Origin of the sequence: Pseudomonas sp. DWRC2-2, assembly GCF_049897885.1 — a bacterium.
In the GTDB taxonomy this organism is placed as follows: domain Bacteria; phylum Pseudomonadota; class Gammaproteobacteria; order Pseudomonadales; family Pseudomonadaceae; genus Aquipseudomonas; species Aquipseudomonas azotoformans_A.
In genome coordinates this window covers 1-582 of sequence record NZ_JAFCXD010000020.1, presented here as the reverse complement: position 1 = coordinate 582, position 582 = coordinate 1, and the positions used below count along the sequence as shown (strand labels likewise).

Annotated in this window: 1 protein-coding gene; it reads left to right on the top strand. The window is 58.2% G+C overall.

The genetic code is table 11. The features are described from left to right. The coding region (locus tag ACP7EW_RS30820) for an RHS repeat domain-containing protein (RefSeq protein ID WP_426221810.1) at positions 1–582 on the top strand (582 nt) is incomplete at both ends.

The window sequence follows — 582 nt, the reverse complement described above, 5'->3', positions numbered from 1 at the left end:
ACCTGCAGGAAAAGGCCGAACACGGTGATGACGGTAGTCAGTTGGTTACCTGCTACGAGCGCGACTATGCCGGTCGACTCGTAAGAAAAACTCTGCCCGACGGCAACCTGGTCGATTACACCTACGACCGTCAGGGCAACCTCCTAAGCGTCGAAGACGGCCACTGGGCCCTGGCCTACGAGTACGACAGCCAAAACCGACTCACCGCCGAGCACCAAGGTTGGAGCACGCTACGCTACGGCTACGACAGCTGCGGCCAATTGCAAAATCTACGTCTGCCAGACAACAACCGAGTGGTGTTCAACCACGACAAAGGCGGCCACCTCACCACCGTCGAATTGAACGGCACGGTGCTGACCTCCCACCTGTTCAAAGCCGGCCAGGAACACCAGCGTCAGCAAGGCCAACTGATCAGTCACTACCACTACGACGACCAGCAACGCCTGCACGCCCACGCCGTCATCCAACAGCAACACACGCTTTACCAACGCCACTACGACTACGACAAATCCGGCAACCTCACTCGCCTGCAAGACACCCACAAAGGCGAACACCACTACCACTACGACCCACTAAACCGCC